This window comes from Chlamydia buteonis (assembly GCF_900634605.1).
Classification (GTDB): Bacteria; Chlamydiota; Chlamydiia; order Chlamydiales; family Chlamydiaceae; genus Chlamydia; species Chlamydia buteonis.
This window is the reverse complement of sequence record NZ_CAAAFM010000002.1, coordinates 39,798-61,501: the sequence shown is the minus strand read 5'-3', so window position 1 is coordinate 61,501 and position 21,704 is coordinate 39,798. Positions and strand designations below refer to the sequence as shown.

The window sequence follows — 21,704 nt, the reverse complement described above, 5'->3', positions numbered from 1 at the left end:
CTCGTGTTTTTAGAGAAATGAAACAATATACGCATATAAGTTATTAAATTCATGAGGCAAGATGAGATTTACTTCATCCATTATCTGACCGGGCCATATCCATATACAAACTAACAACACCTTTGTATCTGTTCCAAAAACGGTGTGCAAAGCAGCGTACTTTCCCGAAATTAGTGTGCGTTTCTCAGTCCTTCCTATTCTATGACATGCCTTTCGTATTTTCGTAATCTATCGTAGATTTACGGTAATGCGCTCCGCTTATTCAAATTTAAACTATATCCCGAATAAACAGTGAGAGAATAAACTCTGTTCTCGTATACACCCTAAATACTACAAATCTTTGATTGCCTTCGGGATTTTAGGAGGTATAGGAGCGCTACCCCCTTTTCTTATCCTCGAGATCGTTATGTGTCTGGTTATAATAGTTTAAAAAGTGCTTTATTTTTATATAGCTTAATGCGACAATAGATGCTCTTATTTTTTTTCTATTAGTCCAATTTTGCAAACACTTTTTTAAATTGAAACACCCTTCCTCTAAATAGAAAAAAGAATACGTTCCTAGGTAAAAAATCCTTAATAAACTCATAAAAACTTAACTAAGGTGTTTCTATTATGCATATAGTTAATACGTCTATTCCAGCACACAAACATGTGTTTAAGAATGGCTGTCAATTAGATCAGCCAGCCTCACCCTCTCTGCGCGTACCAAACAACCGTGTTGACCAAAGCTGCGTCGGAGCTAATTTAGAAAAAACCCTGGCCCTTCTTCCTGTGGTTGGTCTATTCGTCGCGGCTTATCTTTTCTATCAAAAACAAACTATAATGAAACAAGCTTATCAACAATTAAGTTACGTACCTAATGAACAATGCCCATGCCTAACTTGCTCAAACCTTGATCCTTTCCGCTTGAACTTTGATATTACCATGGCTGTATTTGGTGGATTAGGTATTTTCTTCCCTCTCGCGGGATTGCTTGCTCTTGTCTGCTTAATTATATCTCTAGTTTCTAAGATTATTTCTTGTTGTCAACGCCCCCAATCCAACCGAACGTTATAAACTTAATTTGACATGCGAAAATCCTTCCGCACCCGAAATCCAATGTAGAAGTTTGTACTCTTATCAAAGTAGCCCGGTATAGTATAGCTTAACCCATAACAAACCATTTACATTTAAAACTCAGATGTTTCTAAATTCAAAATTGTAATTCATATTCTTTATCAAGAGATCTTCAATAAGGCGTGGTAAAGTTTTTGAAATGTTTGTTTCAAACGTTAGGATTCCTTGTTGCATAAAAATGAATAGAACTAATTAATAAATGATAATACAATAGCCTATCTAATTCAAACATTAATAATTGAAAAAACTTAATTACAACACTTTATATTTTCAATTACGTAATGCTCATGAGCACTGTCGAAATTCCTAGACATACACATGTAAACTATAATGGTAGTATTTGTGAAGTACCTACCACTATACTTCCAGAAGTTATTCATGGATGCCCTATGGTGCTGCATGATGTATTGCGTCATCTACAACATCTTCCTATGATTTTAATCCCGATTATTGGTCTAATTTATGCTGGGATATTTTGTTATAGATACACCAAAGCTCAAGCCACCATCAACAAGGTATATAACTTTACACCAAATGCCAGGTGCCCCGAATGCCAAAACACGTTCTACACTATGTGGTCACCTATAATCTTGTCTATGCTTGGGGGCTTAGGACTGATGACCCCCCTTCTTATTCTTCTTATTCCAATTCTTTTAATTGTTGGTCTAGCTAAAACTTTTATAGGTTTAGGAACATATATAGTAGGAGTAACGAAATGTTGCTTCAAAAATAAATCCTAGTTAAAATTTATCCTACACGCATGGTTTTAAGGCCATTTCAGGATATTTTGCACGAGAATGCAAAGCACTATAAAGAGTCTTCACCATAGTTTCACAGATAGTTGTTAACTCATCTAAAGTTATAGGAGAATCTGCAAACTGCCCGTCATGCATTTTTGCTGATACAATCTTGTCTACAAGCTCCCTTAAAGCCATCATGCTTGTCCCTTCTAAAGAACGGGCTGCAGCCTCGAAGGAATCTGCAATCATAATAATTGTCGACTCTTTAGAAGAAGGTTTTCTTCCTGGATAACGGAAGAGCTCCTCATCTGAAGCACCTGTATTGGGATTATTTTGTAGATGACGATGGTAAGTGGAGAGGATAACTGACGTGCCATGATGTTCTTCAATAACACGAATAAATGAATCGGGGAGACCGGCTTTTCTTGCTAACTCTACCCCTTCGGGAATATGCCGCATGATCATTTTCGCACTTTCTATAGGAGAAAGATTACTTGCTGAAGTTCCAAGCATCTGGTGATTCTCTAGGAAAAACCCAGGATTAATCAACTTACCAATGTCATGATATTGCGCTACAACGCGGCAAAAAAGCCCATCGGCATTAATAGCGTTAGCTGCTGATTCTGCAAGGATTCCCACCAATACAGAATGCTGATAAGTACCTGGAGCTTGTTCAAAGAGACGTTTTAATAAAGGATAATCAGAATCTAAATATGCTAATAAATGGTTATGGGTACACGCACCAAATGAGGACTCAAAAACAGGGATCAACGCACCTACACCTAATGCAGTCATTAAACTATAGACAAAGCTCCCCAAGCAATCAGCACGGAAAGCCGATATAGAAGCAACATCAAAGAATAAACGCAATCCTGTTAAAATTGCCGTGGATACCCACCACAACTTCATACAGCACCAAAATAGAGAAGATAAACGCGTAACTCGATTTAATGTGAATAAAATCCTCCAAGAACTCAGCAGGTTCATGACAAGAAACCAACTGTTATTCCAAATATCTGATTCTAGAGTATACAGAATCCCAAGTAATGTACATGAAACTCCAGCTAGAGGAATGCCCACAAGATGACCTAGAAGAATAGCGGTAAAAGGAAGAATTAAAGGATAAGAAAGATAAACGTCCCAGCTTTGAGGCCCTAGAGCACAAAGAGTCTCTGTAATTTTTGCTCCAATTAAAGATAGAGAAAAGATAGCAATGTAAAGCGTGTAACGTTTTGGTGACTTTAGTAACTCTGGACAAAACGTAACCAATGAACGGTATCCCCAAATTAAAATAATTGCAACTAATAGAAGAACACCTAAGACTCCACGATAAGAAAACAATGTTGTTGAAGATACAAGCTGCTGACGTAAGCAACGAAGAATCTTTGCATCTCTAGAGCTAATTCTTTGATACTGTCGGATGATAGGGCTGCCTTTACGAAAATACTCTATGCGCCGCGTCCCTAACAAGTCTCCCTTAACATAGCCCGACTTTTCCTTATCAACCGAGATATCTAAGGGTTTTTCCTTTAGGTTGTTTATAATGAGCAATCTACATGATGCAGGACAGTTTTCAGACTTTAGAAAATTATCCACATGTTCTACACATTGATGAATCACTTCTCTAGAATCAGAACTTACGTGAATCCCTAATAGACGATCTCGTTCTTTTAAAGCTGAGGGGCGCAAATGGAGATCTTGCAGACAAGTCTCCGTAGAACTATCTATAAATCCTACGGACCCAAGAAAATCTTGAGTTTTTTTTAACCACCGACGAGTTTCTTCTTCTTCTGGCTCTTCAAAACAAGTATTTTCACAGATGCGATAGACCTTTCCAAATACTTCTGGGATTGTAGCTCTTTTACTGTAAAACGCGTGCACATTCCAACTAATAGAAAAATCTATAGGAGAGTTCAAAGATACCTGAGCAAAATCCCCCTCCTTATAGACAGGAATATGAAGAACTCTAAGATAAATAAAAGAGAATAATGTTAGTGCAAAAATACCCGTAATACCAAAACATAAAAGATACCTTGACCACGGCCGATCTATTTCAGCAGTAGTGCAACTCCGGTAAACTTGCCTACGGTCTTCCATTTGCTTGATCATATGCTCAATTCAAGATATATCTATTATTTTTTAGCTATCACACCAAAGAACAAAACGCTATTTTTTATTCAAAACTAACTTTTCATTCTCTTCACAAACAAACTCTGTCACTTGCAAATAAGAAAACTCTAAAAATCTTATAACAAATGACATCACTTAAAGTGTATTATCTAAGTCGTGAACTTTGCTCTATTTCAATTAAGGATTTCATACTATTGACCATAGCTTAATATATAACAAAGAAAAATGACGCCTATTGACGGGATCCTGCTTTTTACCTAGAAAATATTATCTTCATATCTAATCGACAAATATCTTTATTAAAGAGGGACAATTTCCACCCCTTATACTATAGTGAACGTTAAAATGATCTCTTCCAACTGTGAATTTGTTAATATGTGGATTTTTGGGATATCCAGTCTAGAAATCCTAGAAAAAATAGTCACCCGAATTAAATAAAAAAACTCCTCGCAATCATTTTTAGAGGCACAACAAATGATATCAGCAACATACCAAGTTTCTTCTAGAAAATATCGCCCTCAAACATTTTCCGAAATTCTGGGGCAAGATGCCGTGGTCACTGTTTTAAAAAATGCTTTGCAGTTTCAACGTGTTGCGCATGCTTATTTATTTTCAGGAATTCGCGGAACAGGAAAAACAACTTTAGCAAGAATCTTTGCAAAAGCCTTAAACTGTAAAGAACTTACTCCTGAACATGAACCTTGCAACCAGTGTTGTGTTTGTAAAGAAATCTCTTTAGGAACCTCCTTAGACGTAATCGAAATCGATGGCGCCTCACACCGAGGTATTGAAGATATCCGTCAAATCAATGAAACAGTTCTCTTTACTCCTGCCAAATCACAATATAAAATCTATATCATAGATGAAGTCCATATGCTGACTAAGGAGGCATTTAATTCCTTACTAAAAACTTTAGAAGAGCCTCCGAGCCATGTAAAATTCTTCTTAGCCACTACAGAAAATTATAAAATACCAGGCACAATTTTAAGTCGTTGTCAAAAAATGCACCTAAAAAGAATTCCTGAGACAATGATCATAGATAAGCTAGAATCTATATCTCAAGCAGGTGGTATAGAAACCTCTCGAGAAGCTCTTCTCCCTATTGCAAGGGCAGCTCAGGGAAGCCTACGGGACGCTGAATCCCTTTATGATTATGTCATAGGGCTATTCCCTAAATCTTTATCCCCAGAATTGGTTGCAGACGCATTAGGTTTATTATCTCAAGACACCTTAGCTACATTATCAGAATGTATTCGCACGCAAAAATATGCTGAAGCTTTGCTTCCTGTAACTACAGCGATCAATTCTGGAGTAGCTCCAATCACCTTTCTCCATGATCTCACTGTTTTTTATCGCGATGTACTTCTTAATAAAGATCAGGGAAATTCTCCTCTATCCACAATAGCTATGCACTATTCCAGTGAATGTTTATTAGAAATCATTGATTTCCTTGGCGAAGCAGCCAAACATCTACAACAAACTATTTTTGAAAAAACATTTTTAGAAACAGTAATAATCCATCTCATTCGGATATGCCAGCGTCCCTCTTTAGAAACTCTATTTTCTCAACTTAAAACATCAACTTTTGATACACCAAGAAACATACCTCAGCAGCAAGAACCCTCAAAGCCCATTATAAAACCTGAAAAACACTATCAAGATCAAAGTTTCTTAACTTCACCATCTTCCACTCCAAAAGTTCAGCATCAAAAAGAAGCTTCCCCTTCTTTAGTAGGATCAGCTACTATAGATACGCTTTTACAATTTGCTGTTGTTGAGTTTGCAGGAATTTTAACCAAGGAGTAAACGCATGGGAAGCGGGTATGCAAAAAAGAAAAAAGAAGCAAAAATCATGGAGCAACAATTTTTAGAAATGGAAGCTTCTCTAGAGAAAAAGCAATATGAAGGACAAGCCGGTAATGGACTTGTCTCCGTAGTGATCAATGGTAAATGTGATATTGTCTCTGTAAAAGTAAAGCCTACCTGCCTTGATCCTGAAGATCCCGAAGTTATTGAAGATCTTTTCCGTTCAGCGTTTAAAGAGGCTAAAGATGCTATGGACAAAGAATTGTCTGTAATGCGTGCCGGCATGCCTTTTTAAGCTAACAGGGCCTGAACTTCTGCACAGGTCCTGGCTCTTAATAACTTTTCAGTATGTTCTACACAATCACTGAAATTTAGAGATGCTATTCTTTCTCGCAGTTCTACAATTGCTGGCATAGCCACTGATAGTTCTTGGACTCCTAAGCCTAAGAAAAATGGTGTTAAGGAAAGATTTGCTGCAGCCTCTCCACAAATAGATACGTGAACATCGCGATGTTTCGCGCTAGAAACTACATGACGAATCATGCGCATCACCGAAGGATGCAGTGGATTATCAAGATAATGAGGCAGTATAGTTTCTCGATTATTCCCTAAGGTATATTGCATGAGATCATTCGTTCCTATGGAAATAAAATCACATTCCTGAAGAATCTCATCAATCATCAGTACTGCTGAAGGAAGTTCTATCATGCTTCCCCAGGCAATATTTTCTATGGCATGATCTTTGTTAAAAGAACGACGTATATTCTCTAACCGACGTTTCACTTCTATAATTTCTATAACATCAGCAGTTCCAGGAATTAACACTTTCAAAGAACCTGATACCGAAGCTGTTAAAATAGCACAAAGCTGATCATCAAGCATATGCGAGTTTTTCAATAAATAACGTATTGAGCGCTCTTTAATCGGCCCTTGACCAGGGCAGAGCTTATCTTCACCAAAATCAAATAAACGTAATACAGAGACCCGTTCAGGAAACAATGCTAAAGATTTATAAACTATTGCTTGTTCTTCTACTGTAGGTAAACGATCTTCAGCTATAGCAAGAAACTCAGAACGAAATAACCCGATAGAAGTTTGTGGAAAGAACTCCGAAAGCATGCGAAGCTCTTCAAGGCTTGCAGCATGAGAAGATACTATCGCGTGTGGGGACGGTTGAGGATACGATTTTACACTATATGAGGTACTCTTTTGTTTATAACAATTTTCAAGAGTTTTTGATTTAGGATTAAAAATAATCTCACCACGAATACCGTCTATCAAGACAAGTTTCCCGGTATATCCTTGAATACGTTCCCAGTTTTCCTGAGAAAAATTCGCTAAATAGGGAATATTTTTCGCTCTAGAAACGATAGCTGTATGCGAGGTCGGCGCCCCAATAAAAGAAACAAATCCACGAATATATGAAGGATTCGCACTAGCGACTTCTGAAGGAGTAAGTTCTTTAGAGAAAACTATGATATTTTGATCTGCATCACCTAAAGAACTCTTATGCTGACAGCACAAATGACCAATCACACGATTAGAAATATCATGGATATCCTGAACACGATCTACAGCTAGAGAAGTCCCTTGAACTGCTGTTAATGACTCCTCTATTTTTTCCATAACAGAAGAAAAGACGTATTCGGCGTTTTTACGATCTTTTCTGATAGTATTTACAACCTCTTCTGTCAAAATAGGATCTTTAATTATCTCCAGATGTGCTTGGAGTATTGAAGAGATTTCTTGTTGACCTTGCTTACCCTGAGCTTCTTGTTCTAAGGCAACGATATCAGATTTAGAACGGTTTAATGCTTTATAATAACGGTGTATTTCGTGTTCCACCTCTTCTTGAGGCAAGGTAAGTTCATGAATTTGCAGAGGAGAGGTGCCTAAGAAAAAAGCTTTTCCTATAGCTACCCCAGGAACTAAAGTCATTCCAGGAACTCGCCATTCCTTATTTTGCTCTAGAGAAGGCGTGGGTGTGTTCATTTATAACTCTCCAAAACCTGAGTCAAAGGCATTCTGCACTTTTTGCAATACCCGACCTGCATCTTTCCCTTTAATACGCACTAAAATCTCTCCATTTTGTGGAGCCCCTAGTATAAGTATGCTCATGATACTTTTGGCATTTACCGTCTTCCCCGCATAGGTAAAATTTACTTCACATTCTTCACCATCAAACAACTTTACAATAGCCCCCGCAGGACGCACATGGATTCCAGAAGTGTTTTTTACAACACATATGCATGTTAATTCTTCTTCTTCATTATCAAAATCCACAGGCTCTTCCGGATTCTCGATATCTAAAATACAGCCTCTACATTCATCCACTATACACCTCTTCGCTATGCAAGTAATTTTCTAGCCAAGCCATGAAAGAAGGATAGTGACTTGTAGTTAAATGTAAAAGTTCAATACTTCCTAAAGTTCTATGCTGTAGGCTTTCCTCACTTAACAATATGTTGGGAGAAGGAAAATCCCTACGCACTTCTGGATCAAAAAGAAAACACTGGTAAGTCAAAGGCTCTTCATAACCATAAAAAGGAAAAATCCCCAAAGACGCACAACTGTCTTCATGAAGAATCTTGCCCAAACGGATGAGTAGCTGCCGCAATTTATGTTGTACCTTAGCTAGAGAACGGTAAGAAAAAATCCCCTCATCTTCCCATTTACCAAATCCATTGTGAATGGTAAAAAATTTGCGATAACCGTCATCCCCTAAACTAGGGAAACAATACCCCTCCATATCTAACAAGGGGGGCTCACCTTGAAATCCACAACGCCCATCACTAAAAGTGTAAAGCATTTTGACTCCATAGGGCTCATTAGCAGAGCGATAAATATATACATCTAAACTGTCTAAAAGAGAAAAAAAACGACAAATACCTGGGAATTGATTATCATCTATTCCTAAAATAGTAAGCCAATACTCTTGGCAAAAGTCTAATCTATCTTTTTTCGATAGTCCCATTAGCTCGTACCAGCCTCGGGGCAAGCGCGGAGCCTTCTTGGAAATTGCTTCCCAAGACATTTCCTCTCGTAATTGTTCTATAGAATATACTTCGAGCTGAGGGAAAGAATGAGTTGATGCTAATACGTTTTGAAACTTTTTCATCCTCTGTCCTTGTTCACACCTTACACTCCCTATGGATACAGCTAATCCATTCTTGCCGATACTTTCAACAACAACATCCTTTATTGATTAGTGCATTATATTGGATAACGGGGATAATATCGCGTCCTTACCCTCTATGTGGGGCTATACTCCTTGTAGCTCTTCATCCATTTATCCCCAAACAACCGAAACAACAACTTTTTATAGGGGCTTGCTGGTTTATCCCTCTAATCATTCTATCGGAACCTTCTTCTATTATTCATGGAGGAGTAGCTTCGGGGAGCTTTGTCATTAAATCGGGGAAAGAAAATAGATATTTTGGAGAAGCTATTCACCTGTCGTATCCCTGTGGACAAAAACACCGTCATGTTTCCTGTACTATTCTTATAGATGCGCACTTAGAACTATATAAAAAATACCATCTACAAGGAACGACGTTAAATCATACATCCCAAATTATTTTTAAGTCTAATGGTTGCTATAAAGAAATACAGCCTTCGAGAATAGCACTACTGCACCATAAACTAAGAGAAACATGTCATCGACGTATTCTAAACCTTTTTTCTTCTGGAGAATCAGGAACTTTTGCATCCAGTCTTCTTCTTGGCACTCCCTTACCCAAACACTTAAAAGAAATTTTCAAAAAGAAGGGTTTGGCTCATATTTTTGCTATTTCTGGGTGGCATTTTTCCCTATGCACTTCATTTTTGTTTTTCTTTTTCTATATCTTTCCAACAAGAATAAAATATTTTCTTACCTTTGTTATACTTCTGGGATTAACCCTATTGTTTCCAGGGACTCCTTCAGTATGGCGAGCTTGGATTTCCTTATCTTTACTTTGCCTCTCTCCTTTTTCTTCTGGTGTATGCTCAAGCCTCAATCGTTTAGGTATAGGCTGTATTCTCTGCACATTAATCTTCTCCCCTCTCTCTCCTGCATTCGCTTTAAGCTTCTTAGCTACCTCGGGTATTTTACTTTTCTTTTCTCACCTTTTCCGTTTCTTCTATACACCGTGGAAGCAAATAGCACCAAAATACTCTCTTCCTTTCCTTCGCTATATTTGGGGAGCCTTATCCCTAGGACTATCCTCACAAATCTTTCTCTTTTTCCCTACTGTAAACTTTTTCGGGTCCCTACCTTTAGACGGTCTTATCTTTAACCTCTTCTTTCCTCTGTTCGTGCTTCCTATCTTCTTTCTTATTCTCCTTTCTCTTGCCCTACCATTCCTCTCGCCTATAACAGAATTATGTATCTCCTGGCTAATTGGACATCCATGTCTTCATGGTCACAATTTCCTAATATCTTTCGCACCTTCACCACTATGCCCTTGGCAACTCACTCTATTTCTCATTTTCTTATTCCATATCGGAGTTAACTTAGAAAAAACAAAAACCCCCGAAAATCAATCTCTACGCTCAATTTCTGAGTTATAAAAAATGTGTAAACTCTGCTTTCTATCAAAACTTTATTGTGAATAAAGAGTCCTTATTTCATCATTTTTGGATAAATCTTTTGTGTTGTTAAGCCTAGGTTATATCCATGCCCGTGGTGCATGACACTGATAGAAATCATAATATTCCTTCATTAAATTATGAGTACTCGCTTAGTTGCAAGGTAACGCAGTCGCGTATTCCACAATGGATTGCTACCTTGAGTATGGCATGTTTGCTGGGAGGGATACTAACAATAGCTATAGAACCATTATTTATCTTTTCTCTACCCTTATTTATTGCGGGTGTACTTTTTATGGTTCTTAGCGGGATTATTTTAATAGTATTAAGCAAAAGTCAGTCTATCCCCTCGATTCAATTTGCAGACTTGACTTTATCAAGCGTTGCCCATCGTTTGAGGAATACTTTTACACTGGAACAAGTCTTACCCCGAGCAAATAAAATAAATAGAAATACGGAGTGTGTATATCTACATAATAAAAATACACATCTGCAACTCTGCTTTCATAAAGGCCACCCTCTAACCGATCCTCTATTAAAGCATAAAGACTCTGCTATACTTCTATGCATAAATTCAGAAAGAAATTTCAGCTACGCGATTAACAGAACACTAGCTTTAATCGGGCGCATAGAAAAAGATTGTTGGGATGAGATCACACAACCAGGTTCCAGAACATTCCCTCCCGGAGCGATAGCCTATGGACCCTGGGTAAATAAATCACAAATAACAGCTCCCGCTTCTTATCTGATCTTCATCAATCCCCCCACCATAGAAACACTTATTCATACTAATAAACAATTGTCCAAAGTAATTACTTGGCAAGATTCTACCTACAAGAAAGCTTTTGAAAATATGGTGGATGCGTACCTAAAATGTTTCGATATCTGTCGCAAAAACGGCATTTCCTTCATACAGATAGAGCTTGTAGGACTCAGCGATATTAGATCTTCTCAAGAAGAATACGAACTCTGGTATTCTCAATGTGCTCTAGCCTTATTAGAAGCCATAGACATAGAAGAAAAACGCAAAGAAAAGACATTATTACAAATTACTGTAAACCACCTGAAAGAACTTCCACTATTGTTAGTCCTACAGAAAGCATTTAATGAAAATCCGCAATTAAAACTCTGCTAAACTTTTTGCTGCTTGAAAGATTTTCTCCTTCTGGGGAAGAACTTCATTTTCCAGTATTTTTGAATAAGGAACCGGGGCATGTAATCCCGCAACACGCCTAATAGGTGCATCGAGATATGCATATGCTTGCTCTGCTACAGTTGCAGCAATCTCCCCACCAAATCCACAAAACTCTGACGCCTCATGAGCTATAAGTAACTTACTAGTTTTCTTAACTGACTCTATAACAGTAGAAAAATCACAAGGTACTATCGTACGTAAATCTATAACCTCTACAGAAATATCTAAAGCTGCCAATTCCTTAGCTACTTCCATACTCATAACTAAAGACATTCCCCAAGAAACAATGGTCAAATCTGAACCTACTTGAGTGATAGCTGCTTTACCAAAAGGCAAAACATAATCCGAAGAAAATACCGGACATGCACTAAAAATACGTCGTTGATACAACGCCTTATGTTCTAAAAAAACTACAGGATTAGGATCGCGAATAGCCGCCTTTAACAAAGCTTTTGCATCTGCAGCATTAGATGGATAAGCCACCTTTATGCCCGGGCAATGTGCTAAGAATGCTTCTATACTTTGTGAATGGTAGGGGCCACCTTGTATGTAACCTCCACAAGGAGCTCGAATAACTAAAGGCACTTCCCACTCACCAGCAGAACGGTAGTAAATACTTGAAGCTTCAGAAAATAATTGATTAATACCGGGCCAGATATAATCTGCAAACTGAATCTCAGCAACAGGCTTATGGATCCCATCCATTGCCATACCAATAGCTGTTCCTATAATGGTGGCCTCTGCTAATGGTGTATTAAAACAACGTTCAATTCCGAACTTGTCTGTAAGATTTCTAGTAACACCAAAAACTCCACCTTTATCTCCAGCCACATCTTCACCGAAAACAACAACACCAGAATCTCGGCTCATTTCTTCAATTAGCGCTTCTGTAATGGCATCACGCATAACTTTTGGTTGAGTATCGCGCAAACGCTGAGCTTCTAAAGAATTTTCGTAATCAATTAAAGAAATTGTATGTGGAGAAAATACATCATGGCTCGTAGAACCTTTACTAGGGAAGGGCATGCCCTCAGCGATTTCACAAGCACGAGCGACTTCGGATTCAGCCTCTGCTTTTATTTCTAAAATCTCCGCAGGTGAAATGCCACATTCGTCTATCATCAGCCGTTCTAACCGGACTAAAGGATCATTACTCTTACAATGATCTAAATCTTCACGACTACGATATTTCTCATGATTATCAGAGTTGCTATGCGGCTCTAAACGCATAACATTGACTAGAATTAACGCGGGAACCAGGGCATGTCTAGCTTGATCTACAGCTTTAGAAAAAGTATCTACAAGCTCAAAGTAATCACCACCATCTACTTCATAAACAGACAGACCTTGATAACTCTCCCCTAAACGCACTAAATCTGTAGAACACTGATCTTTAAAAGGAACAGAGATCGCCCAAGCATTATTCTGTACGACTGTAACTAAAGGTAGCTTATGCAATGCAACATAGTTTAACATCTCGTGAAATTCACCCTGAGAAGTTGATCCATCCCCCCCAGAGACATAAACTACTTCGTTAGATTTGGTATGTTTTACAGCCCATGCGCGTCCTGCTGCCTGAAGAAATTGAGAACCTACCACACTCGATTGGCAACAAATGCGGAGTTTTTTATGGGAATAGTGGTAAGGCATCATCCTACCAGAAGAATGATTCGGAGCTAATCGAGCAAGAAACGAAGCAAAAATCTCAGAAAGATCACACCCTAGACCTATAGGGAATCCTTGATCCCTATAATATGGAAAAGACCAATCCTTACCTGGAATGAGGCTTCTCCCGGCAACTACTCCAACAAGCTCGTGACCAGCACAAGACAACTGGAAGGTCCCTCCAGAATCGCTCTGGCGAGAAAGAAGGAGCATCTTGTTTTCAGCAAATCTTAAACTCCAGACTAATTTCAGAACTTCTTTAATAGAAGATCCTAATTCATGCTGTATTGCTACCATATTTGCTCCTCGGATAGACCCGTGCTATCCTTATCTATACGGTGAAGTCAGAAAAAAAACCCTTTATTTTATCCAAGAAACTACGTTTCTTAGGGAAATTTTCTGCTTTTTCCGTAGCTGCAAACTTGCGAAGTAATTCCTTCTGTTCTTCCGAAAGATTTTGTGGAGTTTCCACAGAAACGCGCACAAGCAAGTCTCCACGTCCTCTGCCGTGGACATTAGGGAATCCTTGATTTTTAATCTTAAGAATTGTTCCGCTTTGAATCCCTTCAGGCACTGTGAGGCGACAAGCACCCTCCTTTAATAAAGTGGGTATTTCTTTCTTCATTCCTAAAGCAGCGTCAACAAAGCCGATGGGCAATTCTAAAATTAAATCATCCCCTCGCCGCTCGAAAACAGGATGTGTTTCTACATCAATGAAAACATAAAGATCTCCGGCAGGGGCACCATTTTGTCCAGCATCTCCATAGCCTTCCATCTTTAAACGCATTCCAGAATCTACTCCCGCAGGGATTTGCACATGAACACTGCGTTTATCCTTGATTCTTCCTTGCCCTCGACAATTTGAACAAGGATCTGTAATAATACGGCCTTCTCCGCCACATTCAGGACATGTCGAGGCCATAGAAAAGAAACCGCGACTCTGAACAATTTGCCCAGAACCTTTACAACGGTCACAACATTTGATTCCCTGCTTACTAGCGGCACCGCTACCGGAACAAGTGTCACAAGTCTTGTATCCAGAAACAAGAAGTTCTTTTTCTACACCGCGAGCGGCTTCTTCAAATGTTAAAGTGATGTGAACCTTCTTACTAGCTCCCTGACGAGCTCCTGCTGGATCTCCTCGCATACCGAAAGCTTCACCTAGACCACCAAATAGGCCTTCGAAAAAGCTTCCGCCACCGCCAAACTCTCCGCCAAAAGCCCCCATAAAAGTGCGCAAAGCATCTTCCATATTGCCCATGCCCGCACCACCGAAACCCCCGGCTCCGGCAAAAGGCCCATCCTTACCGTAACGGTCATAGGACTCCCGCTTTTGAGGGTCGCTTAATACTTCATAAGCTTCTGAAACTTCTTTAAAACGTTTCTCGGCTTCAGTATCCCCTGGGTTTTTGTCAGGATGATACTTAACAGCCAACTTACGATATGATTTTTTAATCTCCTCAGGAGAGGCAGTTTTAGAAACACCTAAAACATCATAGTAATCCATAAATCAAACACCACTAGAGAGGATATTTTCTAACGACTGCGGTATTTAGCTGCGGCTTTAGATTTCGCACGCTTCTTTACTGAAGGTTTATCATAAAACCTATGAGCTTTAGCAGCCTTTAAGATCCCTTCTTTATCGACTTTCTTTTTCAAAATTCTCAGAGCTCGATCTACTGGCTCACCAACTCTAACTTTAACACTGGGCATGCATTACCTTATTTTGCATAATAATCACTGTTAAGCCTAAAACAACACAGGCATACGTCTCACTCTGATATGTTAGAGGCGCCTCGATTGTATCATCAGATCTATTACCCTTCAAGAGTTAGTTGACTCACAACGTGCTGAAAAACTGGGTTATTGATTGTATCCACTCGCCCTGCCAACGAAAATTATGTTGAGGCTAAAAAAAACAAGAACAACTGCGGTAATCTGGAGTCAGCTGCTGACTACACTCTAAAATCATAAGTTGAGAAACTACATTTCTTCTAATGTGGTCTATAGAGGGTGCAGCTTTTTCTATACGAATTCTATTTGAAAAACTATCAACAAAAAGTTGTGGATTAGGAGAGATAACGTGGTAGCAGTTATTTGCTAAACAATACTTAGAGGCCTCTCCGTAAGGCAATAAAATTCCGGGACCCACCCCATTCTTTTCATGAATAAACCCATCCTCTGAGAGATCTGAACTAAGAGTTAACACTCCACCTTTTTTCCCTAAAGGAAGCATCAAAGCTTTCCCCCTATCCTTAGGAGTCAAATATCCCTCTAAAGAACTGTAGCCTATCATCGGCACTTTTCTAGATAACGCCAACCCCTGAGCAAAGGATAATCCAACACGGGTTGCAGAAAAGTTCCCAGGCCCTGCAGCCACTCCGATTCCTTGGAAACTTAAAGAACTATTTTTAAAAATAAATTCTAAAACCAGTCCTTGGTCTGGACCGACGGGTAGATCCCATTGTTTTAATACCTTCTGATGATCTACATAAGCTAAAAATGGTTGATACCCTGATGTATCAATAATAACGTATCTATGAAAATGCATAATCCAAATTAGAATCGAACAGAAAAACTATATCAACTAAAAAACTTTTAATCAAAAAAAATAACAAATAAGTAACTTTTAAAGATTTAGAATTATTTAAATTCTGAATATAAACACAGGATAGATTGGTTATACTCACAAAAAGTTAAAAACTTTTTATCTATAAAAGACCATTATTTTTGATTGAAAGATCGCGCATTCTCTTTGTAGAGAAAATTCAGCAACACCATGCACCCGCTAGAAAACCGATAAAAAATTCGTGAATTATCAAAAAACTTTTTACGAGCCCCCACAATCCAAGTAATTAGTAACGAAGGTGATCCCGATAATCTGTGAATCATTCTAAATTAAAATATGATAAAAAAACATGAGAAATTATTTAATATGGAACATATAGAAAGAAATATTCAGCGATTATTTTTGTTTAAATCAGGAAAAACGATTTGCGTTAAACCCTCGTCTTTTTTAATTCTTATTCCTTAGCTCTGCTATTTCCCTTAGTGGTTGTGTAGGTGCACGAATTTCGATTATTTTGTAATATATCGAAAAGAGGATCTTTATTGTTGAAAGTGCTACTATCAATAAGTTATCAGAGCAACTTAGATAAAAGTATCCGACGATTTTAGTATAAGGACAATTGTGGACTCTACAATAAATAACGACTCTCAGATCTTGGATCCTAATCCTGAAGAAGTAGAAAAACTCTTAGATGAATCCGAGGAAGTCGAGGAAAAATCAGATGATCGCTCCTTGCCTTCCGATTTATTTATTCTCCCGCTAAACAAGCGTCCTTTTTTCCCGGGTATGGCGGCTCCGATTCTTATAGAATCGGGACCTTATTATGAAGTTCTAAAACTTCTCGCTAAATCCTCACAAAAATACATAGGTTTAGTTCTTACTAAAAAAGAAGACGCCGATATTTTAAAAGTAGGTTTCAACCAACTTTATCGTGTAGGCGTTGCCGCGCGTATTCTTCGTATTATGCCTATAGAAGGAGGCAGCGCACAAATATTATTAAGTATAGAAGAGCGTATCCGCATTGTAGAGCCCCTTAAAGATAAATATCTCAAAGCACGCGTCTCCTACCATAAAGATAACAAAGAGCTAACTGAAGAATTAAAAGCGTATTCTATTAGCATTGTTTCAGTAATTAAGGATCTTTTAAAACTCAACCCTCTATTTAAAGAAGAACTTCAAATCTTTCTTGGCCACTCCGATTTTACAGAACCGGGGAAGCTTGCAGATTTTTCTGTAGCTCTAACTACTGCAACAAGGGAAGAACTCCAAGAAGTCCTTGAAACAACAAATATGCACGATCGTATTGACAAAGCTCTGATTCTTCTAAAAAAGGAACTAGATCTTAGTCGTCTGCAAAGTAGCATCAATCAAAAAATCGAAGCTACAATCACAAAAAGCCAGAAAGAGTTCTTCTTAAAAGAACAGTTAAAAACGATCAAAAAGGAGCTAGGATTAGAAAAAGAAGATCGCGCTATTGACTTAGAGAAATTCATGAACCGGTTAAAAAAACGTCAGGTTCCTGATTACGCGATGGAAGTTATACAAGACGAAATAGAGAAGCTTCAAACCTTAGAAACATCGTCCGCTGAATATACTGTTTGCCGCAACTATCTAGACTGGTTAACCATTATTCCTTGGGGCATCCAAAGTAAGGAGTATCACGATCTCAAAAAAGCTGAGATTATTCTTAACAAGGATCACTATGGTTTAGAAGATATTAAGCAACGCATCTTAGAACTGATCAGTGTTGGTAAATTATCCAAAGGTCTTAAAGGAAGTATCATTTGCCTAGTAGGCCCTCCAGGGGTAGGTAAAACAAGCATTGGTCGCAGCATAGCAAAAGTCTTACATCGTAAATTTTTCCGTTTTTCAGTAGGCGGAATGCGAGATGAAGCTGAAATCAAAGGGCATCGACGCACGTATATTGGTGCTATGCCTGGGAAAATGGTGCAAGCTTTAAAGCAAAGTCAAGCGATGAACCCGGTTATTATGATAGACGAGGTTGATAAAATTGGAACAAGCTATCACGGTGATCCCGCATCAGCTTTGTTAGAAGTTTTAGACCCAGAACAAAATAAAGATTTTTTAGATCATTACCTAGATGTACGTGTTGACCTATCGAATGTTTTATTCATTCTAACTGCAAACGTTTTAGATACTATTCCCGATCCACTTTTGGATCGTATGGAAATATTACGTCTTTCTGGTTATATCCTTGAAGAAAAATTACAAATAGCCACGAAATATCTGGTGCCTAGAGCACGTAAGGAAATGGGATTAACAGCTCGAGAGATTGTCTTCCAACCCGAAGCTTTAAAGCATATGATTAACAACTATGCTCGAGAAGCTGGTGTGCGCACATTGAATGGCAATATTAAAAAAGTTCTAAGAAAAGTGGCGCTTAAGATAGTTAAAAACCAGGAAAAAGCACATCCAAAACACACGCAATATAAAATTAATGTAAGAAACCTTCAGGACTACCTAGGCAAGCCTATTTTTTCTAGTGACCGTTTTTATGATCATACACCTGTAGGTGTTGCTACTGGGTTAGCCTGGACATCACTAGGCGGAGCAACTTTATATATCGAAAGTGTTCAAGTTCCCTCAATGAAAACAGACATGCATCTCACGGGGCAGGCTGGAGATGTTATGAAAGAGTCTTCTCAAATTGCATGGACATATCTTCATAGTGCATTAGAGCGCTACGCTCCAGGTTATAGCTTTTTCTCAAAATCTCAGGTACATATTCACATTCCTGAGGGAGCAACTCCTAAAGATGGACCTTCAGCAGGTGTAACAATGGTCACATCGTTACTTTCCTTGCTTTTAGATACACCTATTTTGGAAAACTTAGGTATGACAGGAGAAATTACCCTAACTGGTCGCGTATTAGGAGTCGGGGGTATTCGAGAGAAACTCATTGCCGCTCGTCGATCCCGACTTAACGTGTTAATTTTCCCAGAAGATAACCGTCGTGACTATGAGGAACTTCCAGCCTATCTAAAAAAAGGACTGAAAATTCATTTTGTGGCTCATTACGATGATGTTTTCAAAGTGGCCTTTCCACATGTTAATTAACTCTCACAAGATAATTTAGAACCGTTTTTTTTTAATTAATGGCTCTAAATTATCATTACAAAAAAAACTGTATATTTACAAATGTCTTTAAAATTTCTAAACTACGCACCCTTAAAATAAACCTGCGTTATAGCTTTCATGACTTCGTCTAGACTAGTCCCCGATGCCACTGTTCCCAAAAATCAAACTAGCTATGCTATAACCCAAAATTCAGCACAAAAAACAGAAAGCACAAAAAGAAACAGCCTTGTTACTTTGATCTCTATGCTCGTCATAGCTTTACTAACTGTGATAATGATAGGAGGATTTCTAGCCACCCCATTCTTTCCTGAAGGAATCTATATTGGCATCTCTGCCCTAGTCTCCCTTCTTATTAGCTTGGTCCTCTTTCCTTTAATAATAAGCTGCTTATCCAAACCACCTGCTCATGTACGGCCTAGAGATTTAGATCTCTCTAAATTAGATGCACGACACAATCGCTTACTTCATGAAATCATCAAAGAAGATGAAAAAAAATATACTCAAGAACAAGAAGTAAAACTACAAAGAAGACAAAGAAGAAGTTTAAGATCCCTTCCCCAACGGAGGCAAGTAGAGGTAACTTCATCTGATGAAATACAAAAACGTCGCAGAAAAACATCCCCAATCTTAAATCTGATTCGTCCTAGCAACTCTTCATCTGCATCTTCTAATTCATCTTCTCTTGATTCAGATTCAAGTTCCAGTGATCACCAAACTCCACAACCCGTTGTAGTAACTCGACCCGTGTTCCCTAAAAAATACCCAAATTACATGGATTGCGCAGATTAAATTAAAAAGAAAATTCACCACGCCCTCAGGCAAGTTCTAGTAGAGTATTTTTACTAGATTGGTTTATTCTATTTCTTTTCCCGAACACTTTCTCCTAAATTTATGAGCTGTAGAGAATTAGTTATTTTAGGTTGTTCCAGTCAACAACCGACGCGAACTCGCAATCAAGGAGCCTACTTATTTCGATGGAATAACGAAGGTTTGCTTTTTGATCCTGGCGAAGGAACACAAAGACAATTCATTTTTGCTAATATTGCTCCCACGGTTGTCTCAAGGATCTTTATTAGCCATTTTCATGGTGATCATTGTCTAGGTTTAGGCTCTATGCTGATGAGGTTAAACTTGGATAAGGTTACCCACCCGATACATTGTTATTATCCAGCTTCGGGGAAAAAGTATTTCGATAGATTGCGCTACGGCACTATTTATCACGAGACTATCAATGTTATTGAACATCCTATAGATAAAGAAGGGATTGTTGAGGATTTTGGAAATTTCCGTATCGAAGTGCGTAAGCTCAATCATCTTGTTGATACTTTAGGATGGCGAATCACCGAACCCGACACTATAAAATTCATTCCAGAAAAGATCAAAGCTGCGGGATTGCGTGGCCCTATTATGCAAGACCTTCTTCGTAATGAACAAGTCACAGTAAACGGAAAAACCTTATATCTCAAAGACCTAAGCTATATTAGAAAGGGTGATAGCATTGCTGTTATAGCAGATACACTTCCCTGCCAATCCATTGTAGATTTAGCTAAAAATGCAAGAATTATGTTGTGTGAAAGTACTTATCTTGAAGAGCATTGCCATTTAGCAGAAAGTCACTACCACATGACAGCCAAGCAAGCAGCTACGCAAGCCTTAGCTGCTGGAGCACAACAGCTCGTGCTTACACACTTTTCTGCACGCTACTTAAATTCTAAAGAGTTTGAAATAGAAGCAGGGAAAATTTTCCCTAATGTTGCTGCAGCTGAAGAATTCCGTAGTTATCCCTTCCCTAAAAACCCTTCTTCTAAATAAATCCCTATATAAGGATACTTCAGAAAAAGTGTTTAGGAACATTATGGTCTCAGCTTTTTATGCTTTTCTTGATTATCTAAAAAATATAAAAACTGCCTCCCCTCATACTTTAAGAAACTATTGTATCGATTTAAATAGTTTTAAAAACTTTTTAGAAAAACACGGTGAGCTCACCCCATCCCCTCCAATCTGTTTACTCACAAAAGAAAGACAGGGAGCTGAGCTTCCTTTTTCTCTACTAACAAAAGATACTGTGCGTCTCTACATTTTAAAACTAATGCAAGAAAACAAAGCAAAACGCACAATAAAACGTCGACTTTCAGCAATTAAAAGCTTCTCACAGTATTGTGTGAAAAATCGTATTCTTCCTGAAGATCCTACCGAAACCATTCAAGGACCTAGATTACCTAAAGAACTGCCCTCACCCATCACTTATGAGCAAGTAGAAATACTCATGGCAACTCCGGATCTATCGAAATACACAGGATTTCGTGATCGCTGCTTATTAGAATTATTCTATAGCTCAGGATTACGTATTAGCGAAATTGTTGCTATAAACCACTGGGATATTGACTTTACCTCCCATCTCATTCGCATCCGAGGGAAAGGAAAAAAAGAACGTCTTGTTCCTATCACTCCTCATGCAGCTCAATGGCTACAACAATACCTAACTCATCCTGCGAGAACAGGCATTGAAAAAGATTCGCAAGCAATTTTTTTAAATCGTTTTGGGCAAAGATTAACTACTCGCTCTATTGATAGAAAATTTCAAAAATACCTTCGCCAGTCAGGTTTATCAGGGAACATTACCCCCCATACAATCCGCCATACAATTGCCACGCATTGGCTAGAGAATGGCATGGATTTAAAAACCATTCAAGCTCTTCTCGGTCATAGTTCTTTAGAAACCACAACTATTTATACTCATGTATCTATGAAGCTTAAAAAGCAAACACATAATGAGTCCCACCCCCATAGCTAAACCTTAGGCAAACCTCTTGTG

General features: G+C 38.4%; 18 protein-coding genes. 10 read left to right on the top strand and 8 right to left on the bottom strand.

The genetic code is table 11. The annotated features are described in order from the left end of the window. The first annotated feature begins 612 nt into the window (after positions 1-612). Positions 613-1,056, top strand: a complete 444-nt coding sequence (locus E1N70_RS03680; protein ID WP_131744203.1) for a hypothetical protein — start codon at positions 613-615, stop codon at positions 1,054-1,056. A gap of 347 nt (positions 1,057-1,403) precedes the next feature. Beyond that, the gene (locus E1N70_RS03675; RefSeq protein WP_208638308.1) at positions 1,404-1,856 is read left to right on the top strand and encodes a hypothetical protein; all 453 of its coding nucleotides are present in this window, start codon (positions 1,404-1,406) and stop codon (positions 1,854-1,856) included. Between the two features lie 12 nt (positions 1,857-1,868). On the opposite strand, the gene E1N70_RS03670 is transcribed toward E1N70_RS03675, so the two are convergent. Further along, positions 1,869-3,965: an HDIG domain-containing metalloprotein gene (locus E1N70_RS03670; RefSeq protein WP_131744201.1), complete on the bottom strand. Its 2,097-nt coding sequence runs from the start codon at positions 3,963-3,965 to the stop codon at positions 1,869-1,871. Between the two features lie 495 nt (positions 3,966-4,460). On the opposite strand from E1N70_RS03670, the gene dnaX reads away from it, so the two are divergent. Together dnaX and E1N70_RS03660 are read left to right on the top strand one after the other, a co-directional pair. After that, positions 4,461-5,792, top strand: coding sequence for a DNA polymerase III subunit gamma/tau (gene dnaX / locus E1N70_RS03665; RefSeq protein WP_131744200.1), 1,332 nt, complete (start codon positions 4,461-4,463; stop codon positions 5,790-5,792). A gap of 4 nt (positions 5,793-5,796) precedes the next feature. After that, the gene (locus E1N70_RS03660; protein ID WP_131744199.1) at positions 5,797-6,087 is read left to right on the top strand and encodes a YbaB/EbfC family nucleoid-associated protein; all 291 of its coding nucleotides are present in this window, start codon (positions 5,797-5,799) and stop codon (positions 6,085-6,087) included. On the opposite strand, the gene ptsP is transcribed toward E1N70_RS03660, so the two are convergent. The 3 genes from ptsP to E1N70_RS03645 are packed head-to-tail and all read right to left on the bottom strand — an operon-like array spanning position 6,084 to position 8,910. Continuing rightward, positions 6,084-7,784 carry a phosphoenolpyruvate--protein phosphotransferase gene (gene ptsP, locus E1N70_RS03655; protein WP_131744198.1) on the bottom strand — a complete coding sequence of 567 codons (1,701 nt, stop codon included), beginning with the start codon at positions 7,782-7,784 and terminating at the stop codon, positions 6,084-6,086. The two genes, E1N70_RS03660 and ptsP, sit on opposite strands and share 4 nt — an antisense overlap. Beyond that, on the bottom strand, positions 7,785-8,096 hold the full coding sequence (locus E1N70_RS03650; protein WP_244201114.1) for an HPr family phosphocarrier protein: 312 nt from the start codon (positions 8,094-8,096) through the stop codon (positions 7,785-7,787). Positions 8,097-8,118: 22 nt separating this feature from the next. Then, complete coding sequence (locus E1N70_RS03645) at positions 8,119-8,910, bottom strand: hypothetical protein (RefSeq protein WP_131744196.1); 792 nt, start codon at positions 8,908-8,910, stop codon at positions 8,119-8,121. Here E1N70_RS03645 and E1N70_RS03640 point away from each other — a divergent pair. Together E1N70_RS03640 and E1N70_RS03635 are read left to right on the top strand one after the other, a co-directional pair. Further along, complete coding sequence (locus E1N70_RS03640) at positions 8,883-10,343, top strand: ComEC/Rec2 family competence protein (protein WP_131744195.1); 1,461 nt, start codon at positions 8,883-8,885, stop codon at positions 10,341-10,343. The genes E1N70_RS03645 and E1N70_RS03640 overlap by 28 nt on opposite strands. A 106-nt stretch (positions 10,344-10,449) precedes the next feature. Next, positions 10,450-11,496 carry a macro domain-containing protein gene (locus tag E1N70_RS03635; RefSeq protein ID WP_131744194.1) on the top strand — a complete coding sequence of 349 codons (1,047 nt, stop codon included), beginning with the start codon at positions 10,450-10,452 and terminating at the stop codon, positions 11,494-11,496. Here E1N70_RS03635 and E1N70_RS03630 read toward each other — a convergent pair. The 4 genes from E1N70_RS03630 to E1N70_RS03615 form a co-directional block, all read right to left on the bottom strand. Then, positions 11,482-13,518 (bottom strand): alpha-ketoacid dehydrogenase subunit alpha/beta, encoded by a 2,037-nt coding sequence (locus tag E1N70_RS03630; protein WP_131744193.1) that lies wholly within the window; start codon positions 13,516-13,518, stop codon positions 11,482-11,484. The genes E1N70_RS03635 and E1N70_RS03630 overlap by 15 nt on opposite strands. Positions 13,519-13,552: 34 nt before the next feature. Further along, on the bottom strand, positions 13,553-14,728 hold the full coding sequence (dnaJ, locus tag E1N70_RS03625) for a molecular chaperone DnaJ (protein WP_131744192.1): 1,176 nt from the start codon (positions 14,726-14,728) through the stop codon (positions 13,553-13,555). A gap of 29 nt (positions 14,729-14,757) precedes the next feature. Further along, on the bottom strand, positions 14,758-14,934 hold the full coding sequence (gene rpsU, locus E1N70_RS03620; protein ID WP_006343002.1) for a 30S ribosomal protein S21: 177 nt from the start codon (positions 14,932-14,934) through the stop codon (positions 14,758-14,760). Positions 14,935-15,130: 196 nt separating this feature from the next. Continuing rightward, positions 15,131-15,772: a tRNA threonylcarbamoyladenosine biosynthesis protein TsaB gene (locus tag E1N70_RS03615; RefSeq protein ID WP_131744191.1), complete on the bottom strand. Its 642-nt coding sequence runs from the start codon at positions 15,770-15,772 to the stop codon at positions 15,131-15,133. 639 nt (positions 15,773-16,411) lie between these two features. On the opposite strand from E1N70_RS03615, the gene lon reads away from it, so the two are divergent. The 4 genes from lon (at position 16,412) to E1N70_RS03595 (ending at position 21,683) form a co-directional block, all read left to right on the top strand. Continuing rightward, positions 16,412-18,868 carry an endopeptidase La gene (gene lon, locus E1N70_RS03610; RefSeq protein ID WP_131744190.1) on the top strand — a complete coding sequence of 819 codons (2,457 nt, stop codon included), beginning with the start codon at positions 16,412-16,414 and terminating at the stop codon, positions 18,866-18,868. Positions 18,869-19,006: 138 nt separating this feature from the next. Beyond that, complete coding sequence (locus E1N70_RS03605) at positions 19,007-19,678, top strand: IncA family protein (RefSeq protein ID WP_131744189.1); 672 nt, start codon at positions 19,007-19,009, stop codon at positions 19,676-19,678. Positions 19,679-19,780: 102 nt separating this feature from the next. Then, a complete protein-coding gene (locus E1N70_RS03600; protein ID WP_131744188.1) occupies positions 19,781-20,701 on the top strand; it encodes a ribonuclease Z in 921 nt (306 codons plus the stop codon). Positions 20,702-20,744: 43 nt separating this feature from the next. Beyond that, the gene (locus tag E1N70_RS03595) at positions 20,745-21,683 is read left to right on the top strand and encodes a tyrosine recombinase XerC (RefSeq protein WP_131744187.1); all 939 of its coding nucleotides are present in this window, start codon (positions 20,745-20,747) and stop codon (positions 21,681-21,683) included. The last annotated feature ends 21 nt before the right edge of the window (positions 21,684-21,704 follow it).

What these genes read in the sequence shown, in the direction of transcription:
- E1N70_RS03680 (WP_131744203.1), top strand. Translation starts at nt 613, where the DNA reads ATGCATATAGTTAATACGTCTATTCCAGCACACAAACATGTGTTTAAG.
- E1N70_RS03675 (WP_208638308.1), top strand. Translation starts at nt 1,404, where the DNA reads ATGAGCACTGTCGAAATTCCTAGACATACACATGTAAACTATAATGGT.
- E1N70_RS03670 (WP_131744201.1), bottom strand. Translation starts at nt 3,965, where the DNA reads ATGATCAAGCAAATGGAAGACCGTAGGCAAGTTTACCGGAGTTGCACT.
- dnaX (WP_131744200.1), top strand. Translation starts at nt 4,461, where the DNA reads ATGATATCAGCAACATACCAAGTTTCTTCTAGAAAATATCGCCCTCAA.
- E1N70_RS03660 (WP_131744199.1), top strand. Translation starts at nt 5,797, where the DNA reads ATGGGAAGCGGGTATGCAAAAAAGAAAAAAGAAGCAAAAATCATGGAG.
- ptsP (WP_131744198.1), bottom strand. Translation starts at nt 7,784, where the DNA reads ATGAACACACCCACGCCTTCTCTAGAGCAAAATAAGGAATGGCGAGTT.
- E1N70_RS03640 (WP_131744195.1), top strand. Translation starts at nt 8,883, where the DNA reads ATGCTAATACGTTTTGAAACTTTTTCATCCTCTGTCCTTGTTCACACC.
- E1N70_RS03645 (WP_131744196.1), bottom strand. Translation starts at nt 8,910, where the DNA reads ATGAAAAAGTTTCAAAACGTATTAGCATCAACTCATTCTTTCCCTCAG.
- E1N70_RS03635 (WP_131744194.1), top strand. Translation starts at nt 10,450, where the DNA reads ATGCCCGTGGTGCATGACACTGATAGAAATCATAATATTCCTTCATTA.
- E1N70_RS03630 (WP_131744193.1), bottom strand. Translation starts at nt 13,518, where the DNA reads ATGGTAGCAATACAGCATGAATTAGGATCTTCTATTAAAGAAGTTCTG.
- dnaJ (WP_131744192.1), bottom strand. Translation starts at nt 14,728, where the DNA reads ATGGATTACTATGATGTTTTAGGTGTTTCTAAAACTGCCTCTCCTGAG.
- rpsU (WP_006343002.1), bottom strand. Translation starts at nt 14,934, where the DNA reads ATGCCCAGTGTTAAAGTTAGAGTTGGTGAGCCAGTAGATCGAGCTCTG.
- E1N70_RS03615 (WP_131744191.1), bottom strand. Translation starts at nt 15,772, where the DNA reads ATGCATTTTCATAGATACGTTATTATTGATACATCAGGGTATCAACCA.
- E1N70_RS03605 (WP_131744189.1), top strand. Translation starts at nt 19,007, where the DNA reads ATGACTTCGTCTAGACTAGTCCCCGATGCCACTGTTCCCAAAAATCAA.
- E1N70_RS03600 (WP_131744188.1), top strand. Translation starts at nt 19,781, where the DNA reads ATGAGCTGTAGAGAATTAGTTATTTTAGGTTGTTCCAGTCAACAACCG.
- E1N70_RS03595 (WP_131744187.1), top strand. Translation starts at nt 20,745, where the DNA reads ATGGTCTCAGCTTTTTATGCTTTTCTTGATTATCTAAAAAATATAAAA.